We start from the raw sequence: 21,396 nt of genomic DNA, 5'->3' as shown, positions 1-21,396 counted from the left end.
TAAACCTTTGATTTACAAATAATGCATTTTTTTATTATTAAACAGTTATACGATTTAGGGATTAATAAAAGTTTAAACTTAAAATTACTAATGTTAAAAGATAAGCTGTACTTTTATCATATATAACATAATTGATATTAATGAAAAGAAAGAGTAGAAGAAGAAAAAAGTCTCCCAAAATAGAGAATATCACCCAAGGAATACTCAAAATATTAAAATCTGAACCCAGTAAAACATTCAACTATAAACAAATTGCAGCAAAGTTTGGAGTAAATGATGCAAGTAGTAGAAATCAGATAATTAAGAAGTTAGCACAATTAGCGGCAAAAAAACAAATTGAAGAGGTTGATAGAGGAAAATTTAAGATTATACCCAATATAAATACCTATACCGGGATTTTGGATATCACGGCAAAAGGTAGTGGATATGTAATAGTAGAGGATCTTGATGATGATATTTTTATTCCAAGCAATAACTTAAATAAAGCACTGCATGGTGATGAAGTAGAAGTATATGTGTATCGTAGAAAGCGCAGAGGAAAAAGTGAAGGCGAAATATCTAGAATCATTACACGTAAAAGGAGTGAGTTTGTTGGAGTAATTGAGATCCAAAAGAAGTATGCATTTGTAAATATGCAAGACCCTAAAATGTATACTGATGTTTTTATTCCAAAAAATAAGATCGGAAAAGCCGAAGATGGAGATAAGGTTTTAGTAAAACTTGAAGATTGGCCAGATAAAGCAGATTCACCTTTTGGTAAGGTTGTAAAGGTACTGGGTAAACCAGGAGAACATAATACCGAAATTCATGCAATATTGGCGCAATATGGCCTTCCGTATGAGTTTCCTGAAGATGTCGAAGAATATACTAATCAGCTAGATACCAGTATACAAGAATCTGAGATAAAAAAACGTAGGGATATGAGAAATATCTTAACGTTTACTATCGATCCAAAAGATGCTAAAGATTTTGATGATGCGTTGTCATTTCGGGTTCTGGAAAATGGGAATTATGAGGTAGGAATTCATATTGCAGATGTTTCTCACTATGTAACTCCTGGTACCATTTTGGACGATGAGGCGTATGAAAGAGCAACATCGGTGTACTTGGTAGATAGGGTTGTTCCTATGCTCCCCGAAGTATTATCGAATAACGCTTGCTCACTACGACCTCACGAAGAGAAATATACTTTTTCAGCCGTTTTTGAATTAAATGACAAGGCCGAGATCAAGAATCAATGGTTTGGCAGAACGGCTACCTATTCTGATGCTCGTTTTGCATATGAAGAGGCGCAACATATTATAGAAACTAAAGAAAATATTATTCCGGCCGATATTTCACTTACAGGTAAAGAATATAAAAGCGATCAGAATATAGCCGATGCAATTCTTAAACTGGACCAATTAGCAAAGATCATGCGTGGTAAAAGAATGCGACATGGAGCAATTTCTTTTGACAAAGTTGAAGTAAAATTTAGTTTAAATGAAAACAACGAACCCGTAGGCGTATTTTTTAAGACTTCTAAGGACGCAAATAAACTTATCGAGGAATTCATGCTTCTGGCAAATAAAAAGGTGGCAGAATTCATCGGAAAACAAAATCCTAAGAAAACATTCATTTATCGAGTTCATGATGAACCCAATGATGAAAAACTAGCTGCCTTACAAAATATCATCGGTCGATTTGGATACAAACTAGACCTTCGAGATCGAAAAACAACCACAAAGTCCCTAAATGGTTTATTAAAGGATGTCCAAGGTAAAAAGGAACAGAACCTGGTAGATACGCTTGCTATACGAAGTATGAGTAAAGCTGAATACACTACGCATAACATTGGCCACTATGGATTGGCGTTTGACTATTATTCACATTTTACCTCACCTATTAGAAGATATCCAGATGTTATGGCACACCGTTTGTTGCAACATTATCTGGATAAAGGAAAATCTGCTGCAGAGGAAGAATATGAAGAAAAATGTAATCATAGCAGTTCTATGGAGAACCTAGCGGCTAGTGCTGAACGAGATTCTATAAAATACATGCAGATTAAGTTTATGAAAGATCATGAAGATGAGCAATTCCTGGGAGTTATTTCTGGTGTTACCGAATGGGGAATTTATGTAGAGATTATAAGCAATAAATGTGAAGGAATGGTTCGTCTGAAAGACATAAATGATGACCATTATATTTTTGATCAAGATGAATATGCTGTTATTGGGCAAACATCAAAGAAAATATATCAATTAGGTGATGAAGTGTATGTAAAGGTAAAGAATGCTGATTTAGTCAAAAGACATTTGGATTTTACACTTTTAGGAGGTAGAAACGAGATAGAGTAATACTAACTTTTTAATATAAAACACATAAATCTTAGGTTTAATTTTAAATTTTTAGGGCGATGAAAAAATTAATGTTCATAACAGCATTTATTCTTGCAGCAACTATACAAGCTCAAGATGTTATAACAAAAAATGTTAGAGATTTTAATGAATTGAAGGTATTTGATAAAATTCAGGTTACTTTAATTAAAGGGAATGAAAATAGAGTAGAAGTTACGGGTATAAAGAGAAGAGAAGTAGATGTAGTTCAAAATGGAAGTCTTCTAAAAATAAGAATGTCGCTTGATAATATATGGGATAATAATAACACCAAAGTAACCGTGTACTACACCCAGATTAATAAAATTGATGTGAACGAAGGAGCAAGAGTTAAAGCCAAAGGCGTTATTAGTGCCGAGAATTTAGACCTACGAGCACAAGAAGGTGCAAGTATAAGAGCCGAAGTCGAAGCTGGATTTATTTTTGCTAAAGCAATTACCGGAGGAGAAATTGAAATAAAAGGAGAAGCAAAAGAGCAGGAGGTAACCATTACTTCTGGTGGCCAGTATTATGCCAGTAATCTTAGAACCAAGGATACACAGGTAAAAGTAAGTGCAGGTGGTACTGCCGAGGTGAATGCACAAAATTATATGAAAGCCAATACCAATGCCGGTGGAACCATTAGAATATATGGGAATCCTAGAGAAATGGATACGCAAAAACTTTTAGGTGGAAAAATTATTGAAGTTAACTAAGTAGTTTTTAACTTTGTAAGAAACACCTGGATACCCAATGCTTCAAGATGCTCAAGCTGCTATACCTTTAGGATTTTTATTAGCTTTTCTAATCGGACCAGTTTTCTTCGTACTATTAGAAACAGCTGCAATAAAAGGATTCAGAGCTGCTTTGGCGGTAGATTTAGGAGTTATTTTTGCAGATATTGCCTTCATTCTTATTGCGTATTTTTCTACCAATCAAATTCTGGAAAAGATCAAAGATGACCCTGCATTGTTTATTTTTGGAGGGGTTTTATTGGCTACTTATGGTGTGATTTCATTTATTCAAGAGAAAAAGAATTATAACAAACTTAGGGATACATCTGTAGAAATTATCAATAAGCATAATTATTTGATGCTTTTTGTAAAGGGGTTTTTGCTCAATTTCATAAACATTGGTGTTTTAGGTTTCTGGTTAAGTATTATTATTGTTATTGGACCTCAATTGGATATGGATACCAATAGAATACTCTATTTTTTTAGTGTTGTTTTGGGTACATATCTTTTTATTGATGTTTTTAAAATGCTTTTGGCAAAGCGCCTTAAAAGAAAACTTACGCCAAAAAGAACCTATATTATCAAAAGAATAATAAGTATTATGATGGTGGTTTTTGGTGCATTTTTGATATTAAAAGGGGTTGTTCCTGATGAGGTAGAACAAAAAATACAGGATAGAATCGAGAAAATAAGACCTGAGTCAAAGTTTAAATAAAAAAATCCTGTAAAATTACTTACAGGATTTTTTTTGAGGTGTCGAGCGGATTCGAACCGCTGTAGATGGTGTTGCAGACCACTGCCTAGCCACTCGGCCACGACACCAATTTTTGGTCGGTTGGCAAATGTAAAAAAATTTATGAATACTTCTTAAATGATTTTACATTAAATGCAATTCCGAAGAATATTATTATGCAAAGTTAACGATTTTTACTTCTTGTAATCGTAACCATTTCAACATTTCCTCCTATAGGGGGATTAATTTTTGAAACATCAATAGTCGCTTTTTGTACCAAAGGAATTTCTTTTAATATTCTAACCAGTATACGTTCTGCCGCATGTTCTAGTAATTTAGAACGAATAGCCATCTCTTCTTTTACAACATGATTAAGATGTACATAATCTACGGTGTCGCTCAATTTGTCTGTTGCAGCAGATTTGGTAAGATCGGCTTTTATCTTTAGATCTACTCTATAATCAGAACCTATTTTTTTCTCTTCAACCAGGCACCCGTGATAGGCATAAATCTTAATATTCTTTAGCTTAATTAATCCCACAGAATTTTTTAGCAAAGTTAAAAGTTTCTTTTTATCTGCACACCGGAAAACAACCCTTTTTTTGTTGCTTTACAAGATGAGATTTTTAGTAGTTTTGTAGCTCATTTTATATGTAATGACAGAAGATAAGAAATCGCTCAATTTTATAGAGCAAATTATTGAAGAAGATTTGAAAAACGGAATGGATAGCAAAGATCTTAGATTTCGTTTTCCACCCGAACCCAATGGATATTTACACATTGGTCATACCAAGGCAATTGGTATTAGTTTTGGATTGGGACTTAAGTATAACGCACCGGTCAACTTACGTTTTGATGATACAAATCCGGCAAAAGAAGAGCAGGAGTACGTGGATGCAATAAAACGAGATGTAACGTGGTTGGGATATCAATGGGACCAAGAGTGCTATTCTTCAGATTATTTTCAACAGTTATATGATTGGACGATCCAGTTAATAAAAGATGGAAAGGCATATGTAGATTCTCAGTCTGCAGAGGCGATTGCAGAACAAAAAGGAACTACCACAGAACCAGGAACCAATAGTCCATACAGAGACCGTTCTGTAGAAGAAAATTTGGATCTTTTTCGAAAAATGAAGGAAGGAGAGTTTGATGAAGGAGAACATGTAGTAAGAGCCAAAATAGATATGACAGATCCCAACATGTTGATGCGTGATCCTTTGATGTATAGAATACTTAAAAAGTCACATCATAGAACAGGAGATGAGTGGTGTATCTATCCTATGTATGATTGGACTCATGGCGAAAGTGACTATATAGAAAATATTTCGCATTCTTTGTGTTCGTTAGAGTTTAAGCCACATAGAAAATTATATGATTGGTTTTTGGATCAGGTTTATAGCAGCAATATAAGACCCAAACAAAGGGAATTTGCAAGACTTAATCTAAGTTATACCATTATGAGTAAGCGTAAGCTTCTCAAATTGGTAGAAGATGGTGTTGTTTCGGGTTGGGATGATCCTAGAATGCCTACAATATCTGCATTAAGAAGACGCGGTTATACGCCAGGATCTATTCGGAAATTTGTAGAGACTGTAGGGGTAGCAAAACGTGAAAACGTCATTGATGTTTCACTTTTAGAATTTTGCGTTAGAGAAGATCTTAATAAAACCGCACCCAGAGTGATGGCCGTTTTGGATCCTGTAAAGTTGGTTATTACTAACTATCCAGAGGGAGAGGAAGAGTGGTTGGATGCCGAAAATAATCCTGAAGATGAAACTGCAGGATCTAGAAAAGTGCCTTTTTCTGGTGAATTATATATTGAAAGAGAAGATTTTAAAGAAGAAGCAGGCCGTAAATTTTTTAGATTAACATTGGGAAAAGAAGTTCGTCTTAAAAATGCATATATTATTAAGGGTGAGAATGTTGTAAAAGATGATAATGGAAATATTACTGAAATTCATTGTACCTATGATCCTAAGAGTAAGTCGGGTAGTGGTACCGAGGAATCAAAGCGTAATGTAAAAGGGACATTGCATTGGGTGTCAATTGCGCATGCTATTCCTGCTGAAGTGAGGATATATGATCGATTGTTTAATGATGAGGCACCAGACGGGCATAAGGATAAAGATTTTATGGAATTTTTGAATCCAGATTCTTTAAGGGTAATTACAGGTTATGTAGAACCAAGCTTAAAAAGCGCTAAACCATTAGATCAGTTTCAGTTTCAAAGACTTGGATATTTTAATGTGGATTTGGAGAGTAATGCTAAGGCATTGGTGTTTAATAAAACTGTTGGTTTACGAGATACCTGGGCAAAAGTAAAGCCGAAACAAACATCACAAAATAACAATAAACAACAGCCAAATACCCAAAAAGAAATACCTGCAATAGAAGAAATCAAAAGAGCAGGGAAGAAGTATACAAATTTACCAGATCAAAAGCGAGAAGCGCTTAAAACAAAGATAAAAGAAACTGCAAAGAAGGTTTCTGTTGAAGAACTTGAACCTCTTTATAACACAGCTGTAAAAAAGGTAGGTACAAGAATAGTCACAATGATTTCCTTGGGCGTTATTCTTGAAGATAAAGTTTTGATACCAAATCAATTGGCAAAAGAATTTATTCTTAAAGCAGTGGATGATAAAAATGAGCTATTGCAGGCAGAAGCTTTGATTTTAAAAGAGAAATATAGCATATAAAGAACAAAAACCCTTGATTATAAATCAAGGGTTTTTTAATTATAGAGAGTATAGTTTTTTAATTATCTTCAATATGCTCATCGATCGGAATTTCAATTTCTGTCTTAAATTTTGGAAACAGTTTTTGAGTTTCAGGATCATCTAGAAGTTTATTAGATTCTACAAAATACCACTGAGAGTTTTTATCGTTATAAAAGCCAAACAAAGAACTTTTTAAAGTAACGGACCTACCATTAAAATTCATTTTCGTTGTTGTTTTTGCCAAACAACGATATTCTCTGTTTTCTTTTCTTATATCACTAATTTCATCGATTTTAGAGCTCACAATTTTTATATTTTGCGCATCCATAGTTCTAAAAATCTCATCCATGGTCTCCATTAACTGCTTTTCTCCATAGGCTTTATAAACTTTCGGATGTGTATATTTTAGGATATTGCTTAAATTTTTATCGACAGAGGCTTGTGTGGCGGCTTTTGCATCGCGTAATGCGGATTTTTTTAATGTTTTAATATTCTGGGAAAAAACACTTCCAGAAATAAATAATAAAATAATTAAGTAATTTTTCATGGGGATAATTTTACGCAAATATACATATATTTCAAACTATAGTATGTCTTTATCGATTTTTGAATATGATTGTTTTTATTTATTAAAACTTGTTTTATATGAGCTAATTTAAGACAATTTAAAAAAAAAAGAATACAATTTATTTCTGTGCTTACCAAAATGCCCTTAAAAAGCTCTAAATTGATTATTTGTATAAAAAAATTGGTTTTTTACAAAAAATAAAAAAATCCGATCTTTTTTAATGACCGGATTTAGAAACAAACTTTATATGTTCATTTTTATTGTTCTGAATCTGGTTTTTTTCGACTAATTCCTTTTTTGGCATTTTGTCTTTTCATTTCTTCACCAATTTGGTTGGAGGCAGTAAAAGATGCGATCATATTATTTAACATATCACTTCCGGCTTGTGGAGAATTTGGTAACAAAATAAGATTGCTGTTGGTTTCTTCACCAATAGATTGCAGGGTATCATAATGTTGAGTTACTACAATTAAGGCAGATGCTTCTTGCGAATTAATTCCAACATTATTTAACACGTCGACACTTTCTTCAAGACCGCGAGCTATTTCTCTTCGTTGATCTGCTATACCTTGACCTTGTAATCTTTTACTTTCTGCTTCGGCACGGGCTTTGGCTACAATTTTAATTCGTTCTGCTTCTGCTTCATATTCGGCAGCAACCTTTTCACGTTCTGCTGCATTAATTCGGTTCATCGCTTCTTTTACCTGCAAATCCGGGTCAATGTCGGTTACGAGTGTTTTAATGATATCGTATCCGTAATTAACCATAGCCTCGTTAAGCTCTTGTTTTACTGCGATGGCAATGTCATCTTTTCTTTCAAAAACATCATCAAGTTTCATTTTAGGAACTTCGGCACGTACAACATCGAATACATAAGATGTAATTTGGTCATGTGGATTTTCTAATTTATAGAAAGCATCATACACCTTTTCTTTAATTACCTGAAACTGAACCGAAATTTTAAGGCGCACAAACACATCATCTTTTGTTTTAGTTTCTACAATTACATCAAGTTGTTGAATTCTTAAATTAATTCGGCCAGCTATTCTGTCGAAAACAGGAATTTTGAAATGTAAGCCAGAGTTTCTTATGCTTAAAAACTTACCGAAACGTTCAACGACGGCAGCGGTTTGTTGTTTTACGGTAAATATTCCTGATATAAGAACAATAAAACCGAAAATGACTAGTGGAATTAAATATAGACCCATTATTTTTTGTTTAAAAGTTAGTATTTAGAAAGAATGAATTTAGGTATAAAATGTGAAAGATTGTAGTTATTTACAAATAGTTATCATGGCTGTAGACATACCCGAGCTACTTGAAGACCCAAAGGCTACCGAAACAATTTCCCAACCTTCTTTTGATACTTTATTTAAAGTGTCTTCAACTTCTTTTCTTAGTTTTTCGGTAGACCACATGTTTGATCTTTTTAGTACTTTGTATTGTTTTTGCATTGATTAGAAGTTTTTAGTGTATACAATATCAGTATATATAGATATAGAAATGTTACAAAATGTACTATATAGAAAACCGCTGTTCTGTATAAGAACAACGGTTCAAAACATACTAGTGTATTTTAAAACTATAGCTTTTCTATAGTATTCTCTATTCTCCTAATTGTTTCTTGTTTGCCGATCATCGAGGCAATTAAAAACAAATCTGGCCCTTGTAAAGAGCCTACCAAAGCAATACGAAGGGGCATCATTATTTTACCAAAACCGATCTCTTTGCCTTTAATCCAGCTTTTAACAATACTAGAGACATTGTTTTCTGAGAAATCGGTAATGTCATTTAGTATTCTTACCAACTCGTGCATTAGCATTGGTGTGTCTTCCTTCCAGGCTTTTTTAACAGCTTTCTCCTCATACTCGGTTGGTGCCATAAAAAAGAATTGAGCGAGATCCCAAAGATCTTTGGGAAATGTTGCTCTTTCTTTAACCACATCAATAATTTTTGTTACGTCCAATTCTGTAGATATATTCTTTTCTGAAAGTAATTTTGTAAAGTGATTAGAGAGTAAAGAAGAATCGGTAAGCTGTAAGTGCTGTTGTTGAAACCATTTGGTTTTTTCGGGATCAAATTTTGCTCCCGCTTTGTTAACTCTTTTTAGATCAAATTCCTCTATTAACTCCTGAAGCGAAAAAATTTCTTGTTCGGTTCCTGGGTTCCAACCTAAAAATGCTAACATGTTTATTACGGCTTTTGGCAGATAACCATCTTCTCGATAACCCGAAGAGATATCATTGGTTTTTGGATCTTGCCATTGTAACGGAAACACCGGAAATCCCATTTTATCTCCATCGCGTTTGCTTAATTTTCCTTTACCAATAGGTTTAAGGATTAGAGGAAGATGTGCAAATTGAGGAGCATCCCAGCCTAGTGAGCGATATAATAAAACATGTAGAGCTAAAGAAGGTAACCATTCTTCACCACGTATTACATGGGAGATTTCCATTAAATGATCATCAACGATATTAGCAAGATGATACGTTGGCATACCGTCACTTTTAAATAATATTTTATCGTCTAGAATGTTGGTCTCTATTTTTATGTCACCGCGAATTTCGTCTGTCAAATGAAGCGTTTCGTTTTGAGGAGGCTTAAATCTAATAACATATGAGTCTCCATTGGCTATGCGCTGTTGTACTTGATCGAAAGACAATGACAATGAATTGGTTAATTTTTTTCGATTGTGCCAATTGTATATAAAGGTATTGCCTTTAGCTTCATGCTCTTTTCTATGTTTATCGAGATCTTCGGCGGTATCAAATGCATAGTAGGCATTACCACTATTTATTAGTTGATCTGCATATTGTTTGTAAAGATGTTTACGTTCACTTTGACGATAGGGCCCATAATTGCCTTCTTTACCAGGTCCTTCGTCATAGGGTATATTACACCAGTCTAGAGCTTCTTTTATATAATCTTCTGCTCCAGGAACGTACCTGCTTTGATCGGTATCTTCGATACGCAGGATAAAAGTACCATTACGCTTTTTGGCAAACAAATAATTAAATAAAGCGGTTCTTACACCTCCAATGTGTAGAGGACCAGTTGGACTAGGAGCAAAGCGAACCCTAATGTTCTTTGTCATAATTTATGTTTTACGAACTAAAAAAGTATTCAAAATAGAATGGCAAAGATACGATCTTATATATGCTATTAAAACCAATTTGGATGGGAAATTAGGGTTTCTTAATTTTTTGGATTATGAATTTTTCACGTGAAACATTACGAAGTTTTAATCTTAGAGCTGTAAGAGGAATGATATGATTTAGTATAACTAAAGGATACCTTGTTAAGGGAATAAAAGAATATAGACAAGATAATGTATTAGATACGGTGAAACTGAATTATCATAACTATAACAACGGTATTGAAAATAAAATCGTAGTTTTAAAGGTTAATGACAAAGGAAAGCTATTTGATGGATAATTTTGAACACATAAAAGGAAAGCTGGAAAAGTTTATTAAGAAGTATTATGTCAATGAATTGATTAAGGGATTCATACTGTTTTTTGCTATAGGGTTGTTGTATTTTTTGCTTACGTTAATGATCGAAAATTTTCTGTGGCTCAATAGCATAGGCAGAACGATTTTATTTTGGTTGTTTATCGTTGTCGAATCTGGTTTGTTTATTAAGTTTATTTTATTACCTATTACCAAGTTATTTAGATTGACAAAGGGAATTGATTATAAAGAGGCATCTACTATTATTGGTAATCATTTTCCTGAGGTTAATGACAAGCTCCTGAATTTATTACAGTTAAGTGATAATGGGTCTTCGTCGGCATTGCTTTTGGCGAGTATTGAACAGAAATCTGGACAATTAAGACCAGTACCGTTCAAATTGGCTATAAATATTAAAAGAAATGTGAGATATCTGAAATATGCTGCAATACCGATAGGTTTATTTTTGATCTTAGTGTTATTTAATAAAACAAGTTGGATATCAGATAGTTATGAAAGAGTAGTTAATTATAAGGTGGCGTATCAACCTCCGGCGCCATTCGAATTCTTTTTGGTGAATAATAACTTGAAGGCGTTTGAAAATAAAGATTATATTCTTAAAGTTAGAGTAGCCGGAGAGATCTTACCTGAGAGTGTTACTATTGCCTATAATGATGAAGTGTATTTTCTAAAGAATACTGCTGTTGGCGAGTTTGAATATACATTTATCCAACCCAGGGAGTCATTGGATTTTGTGCTCAGCGCGAATGAAGTTACGTCTATGCCTTATGAATTATCCGTTGTTCCTGTGCCAGCTTTGTTGAATTTTGAAATGAAATTGGATTATCCGGCTTATACTAGAAAAAGAGATGAAGTGTTAAAGAGTTCTGGAAATGCTACTATACCAGAGGGAACTAAAGTAAGCTGGACGGTCTACACCAGAAATACCGATAAGGTTGAAATAAAGACAAAAGACACAATCTTATCTCTACGTAAAGAAGATAACTCTTTTTATAGCGAAAAGAAATTGTATTCCAATATGGATTATGAAATAACCACTACCAATAGTGAAGTAAAGAACTATGATAATCTCACATTTAATTTAAATGTAGTAAAAGATCAGTACCCTGAACTAAACCTTAAATCAGAAAAAGATTCTTTGGATAATCAGACGTTGTATTTTTTTGGAAGGGTAAGTGATGATTATGGACTTAGTAAGCTTAGATTGGTATATTACGATATTGAAAATGAAAGCGAAAAGAAGTATAAAAATTTGGCGGTAAGCGCTTCTAATTTTGATGAGTTTATTTATGCTTTTCCATCAGATCTTGATCTAGTAGCTGCAAAAGAATATGAGTTTTATTTTGAGGTTTTTGATAATGATGCAATCAACAAGTATAAGAGCACAAGAAGCCAGATTTTTAGTTTCATTAAACTCACAAAAGAGGAACTGGAGAATAAATTACTGCAGGAACAGAATGAAGCAATTTCTGGCCTGGATAAATCACTGGATAAATTTAAAAAACAGGAAAAAGAACTCGAAAGCTTAAGTAAATTACAGAAAGAAAAGAAGGAATTAGACTTCAACGATAAGAAGAAACTTGAGGATTTTTTGAAAAGACAAAAGCAGCAGGAAAAAATGATGCAAGATTTTTCTAAAAAACTGAAGGATAACCTTGAACAGTTTGATAAAAAGGAAGAGGAAGAACCATTTAAGGATGCACTTAAAGAACGACTGGAAAGGAATGAAGAAAAATTGCGAAAGAATGAAAAACTGCTAGAAGAAATAGAGAAGCTTTCTGATAAAATTAAAAAAGAAGAATTAACTGAAAAACTCGAAGATTTAGCAAAAGAAAATAAAAATGTAAAGAAAAACCTAGAGCAACTTTTAGAGCTTACCAAAAGATATTATGTGATAGAAAAACACGAAAAACTAAGTAAAGCACTAGAGGATTTAGCAAAAAAACAGGAGGAACTATCTAAACAAAATGAAGAGAAAAATACAAAAGAAAAGCAGGATGAACTGAATAAAAGTTTTGAGGAGTTTCAAAAGGAAATGGAAAACCTAAGAAAGGAAAATGAAGATTTGAAAAAGCCCATGAGCTTGGATCAGAACAAAAAAGATGAAAAAGAAATTAATGAGGAGCAACAAAAAGCAAGTGATAATTTAGAAAAGGAGAATAAGCCTGAGGCTAAAAAGAACCAAAAAAGCGCGGCTCAAAAAATGAAGCAGATGAGCAATAAGATGAGTATGCAAATGCAAATGTCTGGCGAAGAACAACAAATGGAAGACATGGAAATGCTACGACAGGTGTTGGACAACTTGGTGGATTTTTCTTTCGAGCAAGAAAATCTCATGACTGGTTTTAAAAAGATAAATAAGGACAATCCTACGTATTCAGAGAAGTTGAAAAGACAAAGTGTGCTGCGTGAAAATTTCATTCATATCGATGATAGTTTATATGCGTTGGCGTTAAGGACGCCGCAGATAACCGAAGAGGTTACACAAAAGCTTACAGATATAGAATTTAATATTGACAAGTCATTAGAGAAGCTTGCAGAAAATCAAATTGTACAAGGTGCGGCTAATCAACGGTACACAATAACTGGTGCCAACGACCTGGCGTATTTATTGAGTAGAACTTTGGACCAAATGCAGAACAGCATGTCTGCATCGGGTAAGGGGAAAAGTGGTTCTGGCCAAAATGAATTTCAGTTACCTGATATCATTAAGAAACAAGAAGAGCTTAATGAAAAGATGAAAGAAGGTGCCGAAAAAGGCAAAAGGCCTGGTGAAAAGAAAGGGGAAAAAGAAGGCGATAGTCAAGGTCAGGAAGGTGACAACGGTGAACAGAAATCAGGTGATAAAAGTGGTGATAACGAAGGGAAGAAGTCTCAGGAAAAAGGCAAGAAAAAAAGTGGGGGCTCTAAAGGAAATGAAGGTGAAGGTAACGGAGAACGGGAAGAACAATTTAATGAGGACTTGAATGGAGAATTATATAATATCTATAAGGAGCAACAACAGCTTAGAAATGCACTTCAAGATAAAATAAAGGAAGAAGGTTTGGGTAATAAAATAGGAAGTGATCTCCTTAAAAGAATGGAGCAGGTAGAGCAAGAATTGTTGGAGAAAGGGTTTAATGAAAACACCCTTTCAAAAATGATAGATCTCAAACATGAATTGTTAAAATTAGAAGATGCAACCTTGCAACAGGGAGAAGAAGATAAAAGAGAAAGCAAGACAAATCAGGTTCAGTTTGAAAACGATATTAGGGAACAGCTCGAGAAGGCAAAACAATATTTCAATACTACTGAGATATTAAATAGACAAGTATTACCTTTGCGGCAAAATTACAAACAAAAGGTACAAGAGTATTTCAAGAAAGATCATGATTAGTTTTTTTTATGAAACAGAAATAGAAACGATAAATGAGAAGGATTTTTCCGCATGGATAGGCAGTGTAATAAATTCTGAAAACAAAGACGAAGGACATATAAACTATATCTTTTGTGATGATGAATATCTTTTAAAAATTAATCAGGATTTTCTAAACCATGACACTTATACTGATATTATAAGTTTTGATAATACGATTGGAAATGAACTGCATGGTGATATTTTTATATCGTATGAGAGGGTGGTTGAAAACGCCAAAGAATTTGGCGTAGACGTATATGAAGAATTAAAAAGAGTTATGGTTCATGGAGTGTTACATTTTTGTGGATATAAGGACAAAACGAAAGAAGAGGAAATGATAATGAGGAGGAAAGAAGACCAGAAAATGGCATTGTTCCACGTGGAACAATAAAAAAGCAAGCCGATATTTTGTTCCACGTGGAACAAAAATAGTATTATAAAAATGTATAATGTTCCACGTGGAACAATGAAAGAAAGTTATGTTTGAGAAGGAATATGATGTGATCGTCGTGGGCGCAGGACATGCAGGAAGTGAAGCCGCGGCGTCAGCCGCAAATTTGGGTTGTAGCACTTTGCTTATAACTATGAATTTGCAAAACATTGCACAGATGAGTTGTAATCCCGCAATGGGAGGAATAGCAAAGGGACAAATTGTAAGAGAGATTGATGCGATTGGTGGGTATAGTGGTATCGTAAGTGATAGAACTGCGATCCAATTTAAAATGTTAAATAAGTCAAAGGGACCCGCGATGTGGAGTCCAAGGGTGCAAAGTGACCGAATGCGTTTTGCTGAAGAGTGGAGACTGCTTTTAGAACAAACACCTAATGTGGATTTTTATCAGGAAATGGTCAGTGGTCTTTTGGTAGAGAATGGAGAAATAAAAGGAGTGAAAACCTCTCTAGGAATTGAAGTAAAAGCAAAGACCGTTGTGCTTACCAATGGAACCTTTTTAAATGGGTTAATTCATATAGGAGAGAAACAGTTTGGAGGAGGACGAGCGGGTGAAAAAGCTGCAACGGGAATTACAGAACAACTTGTGGGTTTAGGCTTTGATTCTGGAAGAATGAAAACAGGAACACCACCGCGAGTTGATGGAAGATCTTTGGATTTTTCAAAAATGATTGAGCAACCCGGAGATGAGAATCCAGAAAAGTTTAGCTACACTGCGTTGACAAAACCGCTTACAGAGCAGCGATCTTGTTTTATGACATATACTTCACCTGAGGTGCATGATTTGCTTAGAGAAGGTTTTGATCGTTCTCCAATGTTTAATGGAAGAATAAAAAGTATTGGGCCCAGATATTGTCCTTCTATAGAGGATAAGATAAATCGCTTTGCAGATAAAGAAAGACACCAAATGTTTGTAGAGCCCGAAGGCTGGAATACTGTCGAGGTTTATGTAAATGGATTTTCTACTTCATTACCAGAGGATGTTCAATTTAGAGCATTAAGGTCTGTAGCTGGATTCGAGAATGTAAAGTTTTTTAGACCGGGATATGCAATCGAGTACGATTATTTTCCGCCAACACAGTTAACGCATACACTCGAAACCAAATTGGTTTCAGGTTTGTTTTTTGCCGGACAAATTAACGGCACTACAGGATATGAAGAAGCGGCTTCTCAAGGATTAATTGCAGGAATAAATGCTGCGTTGAAAGTCCAGGAAAAAGATGCTTTTATTCTTAAAAGAAGTGAAGCGTATATTGGGGTGTTAATTGATGATTTGATCACAAAAGGAACAGAAGAGCCATATAGAATGTTTACATCGCGAGCAGAATATAGAACACTCTTAAGACAAGATAATGCAGATTTTAGATTAACGCCGATGTCACATGAAATTGGCTTGGCTTCAGATGATAGAATGAAAAGAATGGAAGAGAAAGAAAAGAAGGCTAAAAATTTCGTTCAGTTCTTTAAAGACACAAGTGTGTTACCCGAAGAAGCTAATCCAGTTTTGGAAGCCAAAAAGTCGGCTCCTGTTAAACAAAGCGGAAAGATGTTTAAGTTATTTGCTCGTCCTCAAATAACACTTGAAGATGTTAGACAATTTCATAAAGTAGAAGAATATATTAGTGAACATAAACTTGACAAGGAGATATTAGAGCAAACAGAGATTCAAGTTAAATATTCTGGATATATAGAAAAAGAAAAAAATAATGCTGATAAACTTAACCGACTAGAAGATATTAAGATTCCAGAGAATTTTGACTATACAAAATTGAAGTCATTGTCTTACGAGGCTTGTGAAAAAATGTCGAAAATAAGACCGGCGACCATTTCACAGGCATCAAGAATTAGCGGGGTGTCGCCGAGCGATATTTCGGTTCTTTTAGTTTATATGGGAAGATAATGAAAAGCATAATCTGTAAACAAGAAAGAGCGCTTAAAGGTAAAATAGTTTCTTTTATAGTTTTGGTTTTTTCTGTATTGTATCTGTTAGTTATTTCAGAACCTCTTTTGTCAAGACTTTTGCTTTTTACGATTTCAATAGTTGTTTTCGGTTTCTCGGTTTCCTATAAAATTAATTCCGATTTTAATAATCAAAAATTGTTTTCAGTTTTTGACATTATACTTTTTAAGACAAAATTGGATTTAGATTTCCCAGATTATGTTTCGGTTTTTTCGGCTTCTTTTAAATTGGATAATGATTGGGGAGCGATAGGCGCTTTAGGAACAAAAGAAAAGCATGATAAGATAGTAGTTCGTTTTTTCACGGGAAACAAAAATTTTACCTTGTATAAAACAAATAAATATGAAGAAGCAGTAAACAAGGCAAATGCGTTAAGTGAATTACTTAATGTTGAAGTTTATGATGCAACCAAAGAATAGTTCCACGTGGAACAATGTTAAAAAAAGGATAAGTATAATTTAGTATTTCGACCTTAAAGCAACCTTGTAATTCAAAATTGTCACTACATCCAAGAAGAATAAAATTTGTGTAAAAGAGTAATGTTACTTTTTGGCAGGAAATGTATAAAAGTAAGACTCAACAAACTTCAACAAAATCAAAATTTAGTATCCTAAGTTTATATTTGATCAGTTTATAGAGAATACATTTTGAAAAAGACCTGAATAGAAATACTTTTGCCTTAGTTTTTTAATTCCAAAAAGGCATTAGTAAAAAGAATGAACGAAAAACAAAACGCAAATGTTTTTATGACCTGCAAAGATTATAGTGTGTCTGGAGAAGATTTTCAACTTCTATATGATTCTAATAACGATATGTTGTTTACTTCTCCAAAACCAAAGGATCAGGATTTGGGTAAATATTATGAAAGTGAAGATTATATTTCTCATACAGATGCGAAGCGTTCGGTTTTTGAGAAACTTTACCATTTAGTAAAAGTGTATTCACTAAAGAAAAAGGTAACCCTTATTTCTAAACTAAATAATGGTCCTGGTAAACTTTTGGATATCGGTGCTGGTACAGGGGACTTTTTGGTGACTGCAAAAAGCAGGAATTGGTTGGTTTTTGGAACAGAACCAAATGATCAAGCCAGGAAGCTGGCAAAAGAGAAAAAAATGAATTTGGATTCTGAAACCAAAGATTATAAAGATGCTACGTTTGATGTTATTACCATGTGGCACGTTCTAGAACATGTGCCAGACTTGCAAAGTCAAATTAAAGAACTAAAGCGGCTTTTAAAACCAAATGGACATCTAATCATAGCAGTACCGAACTATAAATCCTATGATGCGCAATTTTATAAATCTTTTTGGGCGGCATATGATGTTCCGCGACATCTTTGGCATTTTTCTAAAAAATCGATACAAAAACTTTTTGCGAATGAGAAGTTTAATTTGGAAAGCGTTTTACCAATGAAATTTGATTCTTTTTATGTTTCCTTGTTATCAGAAAAGTATAAAACGGGTAAAATGAATTTTTTGAAAGCATTTTCGGTTGGTTTGCGATCTAATTTAGAAGGAAATCGAACTAAAGAGTTTTCTTCGCATATTTATGTACTAAAAAAGAAGTAATTCTTCTTTTAAAGACGTTTTGATGCATTTTTTATCTGGTTAAGCTAAATCTCATTGCTTTTTTTTAAAAGGCCCTTAAATCGTTTTATTTTCGACTCTTTTTAATAGATTTTAACTATTTATTTGATAAAAACAATTGTTTTTTATTATACATTAATTATTTAGAGGGTATTAATGAACATCATCAAGTGAACTTTGATATTTTTGCCCAGAACTTAATTTTTGAAACATGAAAAAAATATTATGGATTGCAAGTGCAGTTTTAATTCTTGCTTCTTGTAATCAACAAACCGTTAAAACAGGTTTTGTTAATAACACCAAAGTTGTTTCTGATTTTACTGAAATGAAAGCGGCTCAGGAAAAATGGACAAAAAAAAATAACGAAGTACGTGCAGAGCTCGAAGAAAAGGCAAAACAGTTTCAGATTGAGGTACAAGGGTATCAAAATATCATGAAGTCTATGTCTAAGTCGAATAGAGAGAAAAAAGAACAGGAATTAATGGGGAAACAGCAATTGTTGCAAAGAGAACAGCAGCAAAAGATGCAGGAACTTCAACAAGGAAGCCAAAAGGAAATAGACTCTATTATTGCTAAAGTAAAGGACTTTATAAAAGAATATGGTAAGAAAAATGGGTATACCTATATATATGGTGATACTGAAGTAAGTAATATCCTTTATGGTAAGGAAGAATTGGACCTAACTGATGAAATTATCAAAGAGCTAAATGGAGGAAAAGAGGTTACTTCTGAAGAAAAATAGTAACTCTTTTTTATACAATTTTAATAACCTCGCTGAAAGTTTTCGGCGAGGTTTTTTTATTGGTTAAAAGCAGCTGGAAATGAGCAAAGATTTGTGCGAGATTTTTCTAAGATTTTTGTCTATTTGTTGTCAAATTTTCGATTCGAATTATTACACTTAATCGAAAAAAGTTGCCTTTTTTGGGTTTTTTTCATCGTAAAAAAAACACAAAAATCTCTAAGATTTGGATAGATATCTTTCCTTTTCGGGCATTTTTAAGAGGAAAAAAGGGGGAGATTTTAGCTTAGGTGACTTGGTGAATCGGTTTTTTCAGATCAATACAAAATGCTGATTAACAAAAATTTATGTATATTAAGATGTTTTTAAGATTTTGGAAAACAGCAGCCAAAATGGGGCAATAAACTAAAGGTCAGAAAATTATTACAAAAAAACATTAAATTTTAGTTTGATATAAACATTTAATTTATAATTTTATGACTTGGTAAAAAATATATTAACAATATTATTAACAAGCGCCCCAAATCGCTAAGTTAATATTAGCATATCGACCCATAATTTAAGTGCGATATCATGAAGAAAAAACTTAACCTAATATTGCTAATTTGCGCATTTTCGTTCATAAATTGTTGTGAACTTTTTGCGCAACGAACAGTTCAGGCACCAGAATTTGTGAATAATTTTGGCCCCCTCTCCACAGTTTGTAGTGAACCAGGTGATGTTTTTACAGTAGTTGCCGTTTTATCACCAGGTGATGCGCTTCCTTCCGACAATCAATTTATCTTAGAATTATCAGACACAACAGGAGGATTCGACAGCCCTGTAGAGTTGGCTAGAGCCAATGGTCCAAATAACGGTACATCAATCGAACAAGATATTCGTTTTGAAAATGTTCAAATCCCCGAAGGCACAGGTAGTGAAAACTATAGAATTCGAGTAGTTACTTCTTCAACCGGAATACCAAGTGCAAGTTCGGATCCCATACCAATTTATTATTACAGAAATGATTTATCATTACGAATTAATAACACACAAAATGTTATTTTATGTAATGTAACCAATTTTGTGCGTACTATTTCGATTACGGCTACAGATATCGATGATGGCAGCGATGTTAATCCAGATGATTTCGAATATCAGTGGTTTAGAGGAGGTTTCCCAGGAGGAACTCTTATCCCAAATGAAACAGGATCAAGTCTTGATGTTACTCAAAATGACCTTGACGCCAGTGGAGTTGCAGTTTTTTATGCTCAGATAAATTTGGGAGCGTGTAATCCACAGTTTCCTTCTTCCAGAACAAATAATTTAACAGTTCAACTTATTGATCCAGATGATGTAAGTATCTTAGAGGGTCCAAGTATTAATTTCTGTCCGCAGGATACCAATAAAACTTTGAATTCTAGCATTACAGATTTTAGAAATTCATATCAATGGTTTAAAGATGATGTTTTAATCGAAGGGGCAACAGATACTTCTTATGACCTGCCCGATAATAATTTTGACGGCATGTATACTCTTCAGGTAACCTATAGTGAAGATTGTACGTTAACAACCGCACCTGCAAGAGTAATTAATGATGGATCGACAATCACGGTTCCCTTGCTTGAAAATATTATTATTTTACCACAAGAAACAATTACACTCGAAGTAACTACCGATGCTCCGGTTTCACCTGCAACGAGTACATTTCAATGGTTCAGGGATACAAGCCCACTTACCGGGATTCTTACTTTAACAGAGCCTACTGTGTCGATAGACATAGGTAATCCCGGGACATATGGTATTGATATTTTGGCAGATGACAGTTGTTTAAGTATGCTAAACTCCAATACCAACGTGTATTCACCCGTTGCTATTGGATTAGAAATTGGCCCATCTGATGATTTTACCTGTGAAGATAGTTCGATCACACTCGAAATAAAAGACATGTTTGGTTTTACCCAAAGTGGTAGTGGTGCTCCGCCCCAGATATCGCTTACCCCCAATCAATATGACCTCTTTAATTTTGAATGGTTTAAAGATGATCAGCCCACGGGGATAACAACGACAACATTAGACGTGGACACCTCCGAAGAAAATGCAAATTATACGCTCAGGGCAGATTTGATAACAGGAGAATTTACAGATATCGTATCCAATATACTCACGTTAACCACGATACCTTCCAATATAGAAATTCAAGCTTCTTCCACTACCATACCGGATAGTGGTTCTGTCGTTTTATCGGTTATTCAAAATCCAAACTATTCTTATGAGTGGTTTAGAGTTGTTGATGGGGTTGAAGAGTTGATTTCAGATAGTGCCGGAAACACAATAACGGTTACCGAAGAAGGAGTTTATTTTGTAAGGATCTCTTCAGGAATATGTTCGTTTGATACTCCAACAGTTACAATAGGAACTCCGGTAGGTGTGTCTGAAATCATCCCAAATGTTATAACTCCATTTGGAAGTGCGGGTCAAAATGATACATGGATACTACCTTCATCATTGGCAAATCAACAAGATGTTGAAGTTACTATATACGATACACGTGGACAGGTAGATTTTATAGGAGTTGGTTATCAGAACAATTGGCCATTAGAGAATTCAAGATCCTCAGGTCAAAATCCGATATATTATTATATAATAACAAAAAATAATTCCGTAGTCAGAAAAGGTTCGATAACGGTAATGAGATAGT

Annotated in this window: 16 protein-coding genes and 1 tRNA gene; 11 read left to right on the top strand and 6 right to left on the bottom strand. The window is 34.0% G+C overall.

The genetic code is table 11. The features are described from left to right. Positions 1-140: 140 nt before the first annotated feature. From rnr to U6A24_RS20135, 3 genes are read left to right on the top strand one after another with little or no spacing between them, the layout of a single operon-like run. Positions 141-2,339: a ribonuclease R gene (rnr, locus tag U6A24_RS20145; RefSeq protein WP_324181818.1), complete on the top strand. Its 2,199-nt coding sequence runs from the start codon at positions 141-143 to the stop codon at positions 2,337-2,339. Between the two features lie 59 nt (positions 2,340-2,398). Beyond that, complete coding sequence (locus U6A24_RS20140) at positions 2,399-3,073, top strand: head GIN domain-containing protein (protein WP_324181817.1); 675 nt, start codon at positions 2,399-2,401, stop codon at positions 3,071-3,073. A 37-nt stretch (positions 3,074-3,110) separates the two neighbouring features. Continuing rightward, entirely contained in the window at positions 3,111-3,806 is a 696-nt protein-coding gene (locus U6A24_RS20135) for a LysE family translocator (RefSeq protein WP_324181816.1), read from the top strand. 36 nt (positions 3,807-3,842) lie between these two features. Here U6A24_RS20135 and U6A24_RS20130 read toward each other — a convergent pair. After that, positions 3,843-3,913: transfer RNA gene (locus U6A24_RS20130), tRNA-Cys, on the bottom strand. A gap of 95 nt (positions 3,914-4,008) precedes the next feature. Then, entirely contained in the window at positions 4,009-4,365 is a 357-nt protein-coding gene (folB, locus tag U6A24_RS20125; RefSeq protein WP_324181936.1) for a dihydroneopterin aldolase, read from the bottom strand. Positions 4,366-4,480: 115 nt separating this feature from the next. On the opposite strand from folB, the gene U6A24_RS20120 reads away from it, so the two are divergent. After that, positions 4,481-6,523, top strand: coding sequence for a glutamine--tRNA ligase/YqeY domain fusion protein (locus U6A24_RS20120; RefSeq protein WP_324181815.1), 2,043 nt, complete (start codon positions 4,481-4,483; stop codon positions 6,521-6,523). Between the two features lie 58 nt (positions 6,524-6,581). Here U6A24_RS20120 and U6A24_RS20115 read toward each other — a convergent pair whose 3' ends face one another. From U6A24_RS20115 to gltX, 4 genes are all read right to left on the bottom strand, one after another. After that, positions 6,582-7,091 carry a hypothetical protein gene (locus U6A24_RS20115; RefSeq protein ID WP_324181814.1) on the bottom strand — a complete coding sequence of 170 codons (510 nt, stop codon included), beginning with the start codon at positions 7,089-7,091 and terminating at the stop codon, positions 6,582-6,584. 278 nt (positions 7,092-7,369) lie between these two features. Further along, complete coding sequence (locus tag U6A24_RS20110; protein WP_324181813.1) at positions 7,370-8,320, bottom strand: SPFH domain-containing protein; 951 nt, start codon at positions 8,318-8,320, stop codon at positions 7,370-7,372. 66 nt (positions 8,321-8,386) lie between these two features. Beyond that, on the bottom strand, positions 8,387-8,566 hold the full coding sequence (locus U6A24_RS20105) for a DUF4177 domain-containing protein (RefSeq protein WP_324181812.1): 180 nt from the start codon (positions 8,564-8,566) through the stop codon (positions 8,387-8,389). A gap of 128 nt (positions 8,567-8,694) precedes the next feature. Continuing rightward, positions 8,695-10,206 (bottom strand): glutamate--tRNA ligase, encoded by a 1,512-nt coding sequence (gltX, locus tag U6A24_RS20100; RefSeq protein WP_324181811.1) that lies wholly within the window; start codon positions 10,204-10,206, stop codon positions 8,695-8,697. Between the two features lie 312 nt (positions 10,207-10,518). Here gltX and U6A24_RS20095 point away from each other — a divergent pair, with 312 nt between their 5' ends. From U6A24_RS20095 to U6A24_RS20065, 7 genes are all read left to right on the top strand, one after another. Next, positions 10,519-13,959, top strand: a complete 3,441-nt coding sequence (locus U6A24_RS20095) for a DUF4175 family protein (RefSeq protein WP_324181810.1) — start codon at positions 10,519-10,521, stop codon at positions 13,957-13,959. Continuing rightward, a complete protein-coding gene (ybeY, locus tag U6A24_RS20090) occupies positions 13,952-14,371 on the top strand; it encodes an rRNA maturation RNase YbeY (protein ID WP_324181809.1) in 420 nt (139 codons plus the stop codon). Before U6A24_RS20095 ends, ybeY begins: the two co-directional genes overlap by 8 nt. A gap of 88 nt (positions 14,372-14,459) precedes the next feature. Further along, positions 14,460-16,331 (top strand): tRNA uridine-5-carboxymethylaminomethyl(34) synthesis enzyme MnmG, encoded by a 1,872-nt coding sequence (mnmG, locus tag U6A24_RS20085; RefSeq protein ID WP_324181808.1) that lies wholly within the window; start codon positions 14,460-14,462, stop codon positions 16,329-16,331. Beyond that, on the top strand, positions 16,331-16,810 hold the full coding sequence (locus tag U6A24_RS20080) for a hypothetical protein (RefSeq protein WP_324181807.1): 480 nt from the start codon (positions 16,331-16,333) through the stop codon (positions 16,808-16,810). Before mnmG ends, U6A24_RS20080 begins: the two co-directional genes overlap by 1 nt. Positions 16,811-17,107: 297 nt before the next feature. Then, entirely contained in the window at positions 17,108-17,959 is an 852-nt protein-coding gene (locus U6A24_RS20075; RefSeq protein WP_324181806.1) for a class I SAM-dependent methyltransferase, read from the top strand. Between the two features lie 229 nt (positions 17,960-18,188). Then, complete coding sequence (locus tag U6A24_RS20070; protein ID WP_324181805.1) at positions 18,189-18,719, top strand: OmpH family outer membrane protein; 531 nt, start codon at positions 18,189-18,191, stop codon at positions 18,717-18,719. Positions 18,720-19,289: 570 nt separating this feature from the next. Then, complete coding sequence (locus U6A24_RS20065) at positions 19,290-21,395, top strand: T9SS type B sorting domain-containing protein (protein WP_324181804.1); 2,106 nt, start codon at positions 19,290-19,292, stop codon at positions 21,393-21,395. The last annotated feature ends 1 nt before the right edge of the window (position 21,396 follow it).

The organism is Aquimarina gracilis (assembly GCF_035285365.1).
In the GTDB taxonomy this organism is placed as follows: Bacteria; Bacteroidota; Bacteroidia; order Flavobacteriales; family Flavobacteriaceae; genus Aquimarina; species Aquimarina gracilis.
Note: the sequence above shows the minus strand (reverse complement) of the source record. Positions and strands in the feature narration are given on the sequence as shown.